The following is a 6827-nucleotide window of genomic DNA, read 5'->3' as shown; positions in this document are numbered from 1 at the left end:
GTTTACATCATTATATTGAGTATACTCTTTTTGATATTCAGTATAATATTTTTCCCTGTTTTTCTCATCACCTAAAGCTTCGTAAATACGGTACATATTCTCTTTTATTGACATTGTACATTCAATATCAACCATTTTAAACTTGTTCATATCTTCCAAGGATTTTCTATAGTTATCCAAAGCCTTTAAATATTTTCCTGATAGATAGTAATAGTCTCCTAAAGCCCATAGAAGACTGTATTGACTAGACTGATCTTTCCTGCTTTTATGTTCATCAAAAGCTTTCTGTAGATAAATGAATGAAGAATCCCATTGTTGGGTTTTCATTAATATATCAGCTTTCAGGATATAGATATCTATGGGCTTTGGATTAGAAATTTCCCTATTTAGCTTAATTGCTTTATTTATAAATTGATTAGCTTTTTTGTAATTCTCTTTGTATTCATAATAGCTTGCTAAATATGCAAATGTTTGGGCCTGTAATTCTTTTGACTCGAGAGAGTTTTCAGTTGAAAGGCTATTTAAAATTTCATTAATGGTCTGCCTTTCAAGATCTTCCAAACCTATCGCGGCGAAGTTTATTACCTTGATTTCGTTTAGCTTGGCTTGTTGAATTTTACTTTTATGAGTTAAAATTTTATCAGCTTTTGAAACATACTCTAAGCTTTTATCATTTAAATTTAAATTGCTAAGATCACGAGCTATCTCAAGATAGCAATTATACATCAGCTCATTGTTGTTCATTTTTTCAGCAATACTAACAGCCTGTTTAGTGTACAAAAGAGCTTTGAGCATATCTTTAAACTTATACTCAGAAGACAATTGAAGTAAGGAGTCTATTTTTTTTACTTCTTTATCCTGAGAGTACCCCATAATCGAAAAAAAACAAAAAAACACAAGTATAAGTTGCTTCATAAATTGGAGAATGATTAATCAGGTTGGTATTTGTAAAAGACAAAGGTAGAATTTTTTTTAGTAGTGGCTATGTAACACTGGTATGAATTATTAAGTGTAACTTATTGCTTGTTAATTGTTTATGAAATGTAATAGCTTTGTAACATGCCTGTTTTTTGTAACTGAGTATCATAATTGGACATTTGTGAACGATTCTTTAAAACATAATGATGAGATAAAAAAGCGCAAAATTTAGAATATCTTTCCTACGCAGATATAGTAAGCAATTACTGCTTATTACTCTTGTTACGGATAGTTAAATAAATATACAGCGATCAGTAATTTAAACAAAAAACACAATGAAAAAAACATTATTACCTATTATTATTATAGGTGCAATTTCTTTTAGTACTATAATGTATGGTCAGGTAGGAGTCAATACTGCCATTCCTAAGAGTACTCTAGATATCACAGCAAAAAATGCTACAGGCTCTTCAAAGAATACAGACGGACTTCTTATTCCCCGTTTAGACAGGCAAAGGGCACTGAGTATGACTTCTATAGAGCCTTCAACATTGATTTACATCAATAATATTTCCACAGGAACTGCTACCGGACAGGCTTCAAACATTGATAGTACTGGATTTTATTATTTTGACGGTTCCACAAGTAAATGGACTAAATTAAGCACTTCTGATGTTACGTCCAATACTACAGCGAACAACGGTCTTACTAAAACACAGGACAATCTTCAACTGGGGGGAACTTTAATTAAAAATACTGATATAGCAACGGCAGGCTTTGATGCTACTTTTAGTGGGAGTGGAAAATTGGGTATAGGTACCAGTAGTCCTGTTCCAGATTCAAAAGTAAATATTCAAGGAGGTCCTTTGAATATTGGAAATATACTCCAATATGCTGGAGGTTTACAAGTTAAGAATCAAGACGCCACCAAGCCTATATTGATTACTTATGATGCTGGTAATAAAGAAACACTTAGAATCCAAGAGAATGGTAATATGGGGATAGGAACCACTGCTCCTACGGAAAAACTGGATGTAAATGGCAATGTAAAATTTAGAGCTGTACCCAATTCAGCTAGTGTAGTTAATACAGATAGAGTTATGATATTAGGAAATGATGGTGTAGCCAAAAAAGTTCCTGTAGAAGCTATTTATCCACCTAGTCAAATGGATACTAATATTTATAATACGAATGGAACTTTAACCTCTAGTAGGGTGGTGAGTATGGCAAATAATCCTTTAATATTTAGAAATGGGATTGAAGCCAATCTATTTTTTGAAAGATCAGGTACGGGTAATTTGCAAAGGAGTCAAAATGTAGCAAACCTATACACAAGTGGATATGTAGGAAATAGTAATAAACTGTTATCCGGAATCAGTACCTATTATCAGGGAGATGGAACCAATACTAAGAGTTCCATGAAGTTTTCGGTAAATGGTGGTAGTAGTAACAATTTAGTGCTAGATACTAATGATAACGTTGGAATCGGAACAGATAACCCTACTCAAAAACTGGAAGTTAATGGTAACGTAAAGTTCAATGCTGTACCCAATTCAGCTAGTGTAGTTAATACAGATAGAGTTATGATATTAAGAAATGATGGTGTAGCCAAAAAAGTTCCTGTAGAAGCTATTTATCCACCTAGTCAAATGGATACTAATATTTACAATGCGAATGGAACTTTAACCTCTAGTAGGGTGGTGAGTATGGCAAATAATCCTTTAATATTTAGAAATGGGAGTGAAGCTAATCTATATTTTGAAAGATCAGGTACGGGTAATTTGCAAAGGAGTCAAAATGTAGCAAACCTATACACAAGTGGGTATGTAGGAAATAGTAATAAACTGTTATCCGGAATCAGTACCTATTATCAGGGAGATGGAACCAATACTAAGAGTTCCATGAAGTTTTCGGTAAATGGTGGTAGTAGTAACAATTTAGTGTTATCTACTAATGATAACGTTGGAATCGGAACAGGTAGTCCTACTCAAAAACTGGATGTAGATGGCAATGCAAGATTACGCAATGTTCCTAATGGTAACCTGAATGCCCCAGACCGCTACGTTGCCATAGATGGTAACGGGAATTTAAAGAAAGTAGATATAGATTTGCCTGCATTTGGTCTTTATTCACAATCTAACTCAACTGTAACACGATATGCTGACAATGTGGCTAGGCCCTTGGTAATAAATGATTATACCCGAATCAATGCTAACTATGTAACAAGAATAGATGGAAATACTTTTAGAGCAGAAAAAGATGGTATTTATACCATTGAAGTATGGGCGTATTACAGCAATATTCCTCCCGTTGATGGTCCTGGTGGGGACGTAACCAGAGGATGCTCAATGCAATTAGAGCTTCCAAGTGGAGGGACTGTACAAAAAGTTGGTGACAAATGGGCTGATAATACAGGAACTAATGGATTTACAAGAACAAAACGTTTACAAAATGGGGCGATATTTTCTGTAAGCACCAGATGTGTAAGAAGTGGTAGCCAAACATATCAAACAGCACCTGGTTCCAGTATTATGGTAACCTATTTACCCTCTAATTAAATTTAACATATAGTGTATTATGAATTTCAAGCATATCCATATTGGCACTTTAATCAACAAAGCTGTTACAGAAAGCGGGATAGAAATATCCCGCATCTGTAATTTTTTTAAATGCACAGAGAAGGAAATTAAAGAAATGTATCAGCAAAATAGCATGGATACAGAACTCCTGCTGAAATGGAGTAAACTATTGGAATATGATTTCTTTAGACTTTTTTGTCAACATCTTATTTTGTATGCTCCACCATCTGCAATCCAGAAGGCCGAACATTCTTTTAACAATAAAAAGTCTACACTTCCGCAATTTAGAAAGAACATTTATACTAAAGAGTTGATTGATTTCATACTAGAATTAATTAATACCGGAGTAAAAACAAAACTTCAGATTATGGAAGATTACAGAATACCAAAAACTACCTTGTATAAATGGATAAATAAGTACAAAAAATAAGTCAATAGGTACAGGTATGATAGGAGTGGTAAATACGGATTATAACAAAGAAATAGGGAAATATAACATTAAAAATATCTGAATTACAAATACCAGCTTGATTTTGATTTTTTGAAAATGAAAAAGTAGCTGCTATCTTACCTTAGGATTCCTTAGTAATATCTAATTAAATGAAAATTTACAATATAATATATTAAAAAACAGTAGATTTTTAAAAATACAAATTATGGATAAACCAGACTATCATAAAATATATTCAGATATTATCACTTATAAATATCCTCACAAATTAGATGAGTGTAAGAAAATATTGAGTAAAAATAAATTTTCTGAGTTGGATGTATTAGATATTAATCAACGAATTTTTGGTAAAAAAAGTAAAAGTGCTTTACTTTCAAATGCAAGACATCGCTCTTTTAATAAATCTACAATTGTCTATATTTTAAATTACCAAAAAAAATGCAACTTGAATAATAGCCAGTTAGCTGCTCATTTTAAACTTAGTAGAAATACTGTTGCCAAATGGAAGAAGACATTCCTGGTTTAACTGTAAGCCACCAAGAAAAAGAGATTGTTCTCATAATTTTGTATGGTCTGAAGAAAGACTTGAGGTAGTTCTTGAATTGGTTTAAATTTCCGAGTTGCGGTTAACTCAAAATCTCTTTTACCATTTTCTGTATCATTTACAGTAGCTTTTACAAGTATTTAAATTTTGTCTCAAAAATAGTTGCAAGTTCACACTCATTAAATAATGTCTTGTGTAATATTTGAAATTTAATAAAAAATCAATTAATAACATCAATTAAAAACAAATGAAAAAAAGAAATTTATTATTATTTATTCTTTCTATTCTTTCTTCTTGTAGAAATGAAGAGCAGACAGATATGTCTCAAATTGAAATCAGCTCTTTTAATTTAGAAAGGAAATGCTCAAGTTCTGAAGCACTAGAACAGAGATTGAGGTCGTCTCCTGAATTGAAGAATATGTATACCAAAGATCTCCATGAAGAAGAATTAATAGAGAAAAATTTAGAAAGTGGTAAATTAATAAATAATGAAACGGTAGTAATTCCTGTAATAGTAAATGTTGTATATAGTAATCCTGTCAATAATGTTAGTATTGATAGAATATTGTCTCAAGAGGAAGTACTAAATAATACATTTGCCTCAACAAATTTTGATATTGGAAAGATTCCTAATCTATTCAAGCCTGTAAAAGCTGGAAATATTAAAATTAGATTTACTGTAGTAGATTTTAAGAGAAGAAAAGTGCCAGCGCAAATCTGGCAAGCAGATAAGAATTTAATGAAAACAGAACAATATGGAATAGCAGCTACAAACCCCAACAAATATTTGAATATTTGGGTTGTTGATAATTTAGATCAAAGTTCTACAGGGTATTCATCTTTTCCTTTTGAGCATGGAAGATGGTATGATGGTGTTGTGATTCGTGCTGTAAATTTTGGTGTAACTAACAAAAATGCTATGTATGGACTTGGTAGAACAGCCGTTCATGAGGTTGGACACTATCTAGGTTTGAAACATATTTGGGGAGATACTGCATGTGGAACAGATAACATCAATGACACACCTCAACAAAAGAATGCTATTTATGGAAACCCTAATTTTCCTTTTTATACATCATGTGGGGGAACTAGAAGAGTAGCAATGACAATGAACTTTATGAATTATGTAGATGACCGTTCTATGTATATGTTTACAAGGAACCAAGGAAATAGGATGGAATATGAAGTGTCGGCTAGAGGACATAGAAGTAGTCTTAGAAAGAACTAGCTATTTTGTTTACAAAATATTTATTTTGGGAAATTAAATGATGTTTAGTAGGACACATTAAAGAAGAGTATACTTTTAGAAACATAAATTATGATAAACCAGACTGTCACAAGATATATTCAGATATCCTCACAAATTATATAATGCAAGAAAATATACAAGACATCGTTCTTTTAATTAAAAAAAAGTTAAACCCTTTCTAATGTGAGCCAGTTTCAGCAAATAATAAATAGATTTGCACTTCTTCCGGATACAAATTGATTCCAATTATCCACCCCAATCTATATTTTGATTAATAATTAAATACTATAAAAAATTATGAAGAAAAGTGTTAAGGCTTTTACGATGTTGTTGTTATTCCTGATTAATTTTCATAAGGCACAGGTGCGCGATTTTGTTATTGAACCGCCTCTAAGCTCAAAACTCTACCTCTATAAAACATTCGGGGTTTTTGGAGGCAAAGAATATTCAACCAACGCACTTTATCTGATCACCAAAAAAGGAGTCGTTCTGTTTGATGTGCCTTGGCAGAAAACCCAATATCAGAGCCTTATGGATACTATAAAGAAGAGGCATGATTTACCGGTGATTGCCGTATTTGCCACACATTCACATGCTGACAGGGCCGGAGATCTGAGCTTTTACAACAATAAAGGAATCAAAACTTATGCTACCGCTAAGACCAATGAATTATTGAAAAAAGAAGGCAAAGCAACTTCAAATAATTTAATAAAAGTTGGGAAGAAATATAAAATAGGAGGAGAAGAATTTATTGTAGATTTCCTGGGAGAAGGTCACACGGCAGATAATGTGGTGGTTTGGTTTCCCAAATATAATGTTCTGGATGGCGGCTGTCTGGTGAAAAGCAGTTCTGCTGTTGATCTTGGCTACACCGGAGAAGCCAATGTACAGCAATGGCCATTGACCATGAAAAACCTACAGGCTAAATATCCTTCCAGTGCCAAGGTTATTCCCGGCCATGATGAATGGAAAGGCAACGACCATGTGAAGCATACGCTGGAACTGTTAGAAAAGCAAGACGGTAAATAAGAAATACTAAAAAAGCGGAGAAATTTTCTCCGCTTTTTTTATCACCATTAATTCTTT

At 32.7% G+C, this 6827-nt stretch carries 6 protein-coding genes; 5 read left to right on the top strand and 1 reads right to left on the bottom strand.

The window, feature by feature from the left end:
• The coding region (locus DRF60_RS17800) for a tetratricopeptide repeat protein (protein ID WP_133297252.1) at positions 1-915 on the bottom strand (915 nt) is incomplete at its 3' end.
• A 338-nt stretch (positions 916-1253) separates the two neighbouring features.
• On the opposite strand from DRF60_RS17800, the gene DRF60_RS17795 reads away from it, so the two are divergent.
• The 5 genes from DRF60_RS17795 to blaIND all read left to right on the top strand — a co-directional run bounded on the left by DRF60_RS17795 (position 1254) and on the right by blaIND (position 6770).
• Positions 1254-3476: an autotransporter outer membrane beta-barrel domain-containing protein gene (locus DRF60_RS17795; RefSeq protein ID WP_116013879.1), complete on the top strand. Its 2223-nt coding sequence runs from the start codon at positions 1254-1256 to the stop codon at positions 3474-3476.
• A 19-nt stretch (positions 3477-3495) separates the two neighbouring features.
• Entirely contained in the window at positions 3496-3927 is a 432-nt protein-coding gene (locus DRF60_RS17790; protein ID WP_116013876.1) for a recombinase family protein, read from the top strand.
• Between the two features lie 226 nt (positions 3928-4153).
• Positions 4154-4474, top strand: coding sequence for a helix-turn-helix domain-containing protein (locus tag DRF60_RS17785; protein ID WP_116013873.1), 321 nt, complete (start codon positions 4154-4156; stop codon positions 4472-4474).
• A 265-nt stretch (positions 4475-4739) separates the two neighbouring features.
• On the top strand, positions 4740-5720 hold the full coding sequence (locus DRF60_RS17780; protein WP_116013870.1) for a M43 family zinc metalloprotease: 981 nt from the start codon (positions 4740-4742) through the stop codon (positions 5718-5720).
• A gap of 318 nt (positions 5721-6038) precedes the next feature.
• Positions 6039-6770: an IND family subclass B1 metallo-beta-lactamase gene (gene blaIND / locus DRF60_RS17775; RefSeq protein WP_116013867.1), complete on the top strand. Its 732-nt coding sequence runs from the start codon at positions 6039-6041 to the stop codon at positions 6768-6770.
• The last annotated feature ends 57 nt before the right edge of the window (positions 6771-6827 follow it).

Origin of the sequence: Chryseobacterium elymi, assembly GCF_003385495.1 — a bacterium.
Taxonomy (GTDB): domain Bacteria; phylum Bacteroidota; class Bacteroidia; order Flavobacteriales; family Weeksellaceae; genus Chryseobacterium; species Chryseobacterium elymi.
The sequence above is the reverse complement of the archived record's forward strand: the minus strand, read 5'-3'. Positions and strand labels throughout refer to the sequence as shown.

What these genes read in the sequence shown, in the direction of transcription:
- DRF60_RS17790 (WP_116013876.1), top strand. Translation starts at nt 3,496, where the DNA reads ATGAATTTCAAGCATATCCATATTGGCACTTTAATCAACAAAGCTGTT.
- DRF60_RS17795 (WP_116013879.1), top strand. Translation starts at nt 1,254, where the DNA reads ATGAAAAAAACATTATTACCTATTATTATTATAGGTGCAATTTCTTTT.
- blaIND (WP_116013867.1), top strand. Translation starts at nt 6,039, where the DNA reads ATGAAGAAAAGTGTTAAGGCTTTTACGATGTTGTTGTTATTCCTGATT.
- DRF60_RS17780 (WP_116013870.1), top strand. Translation starts at nt 4,740, where the DNA reads ATGAAAAAAAGAAATTTATTATTATTTATTCTTTCTATTCTTTCTTCT.
- DRF60_RS17785 (WP_116013873.1), top strand. Translation starts at nt 4,154, where the DNA reads ATGGATAAACCAGACTATCATAAAATATATTCAGATATTATCACTTAT.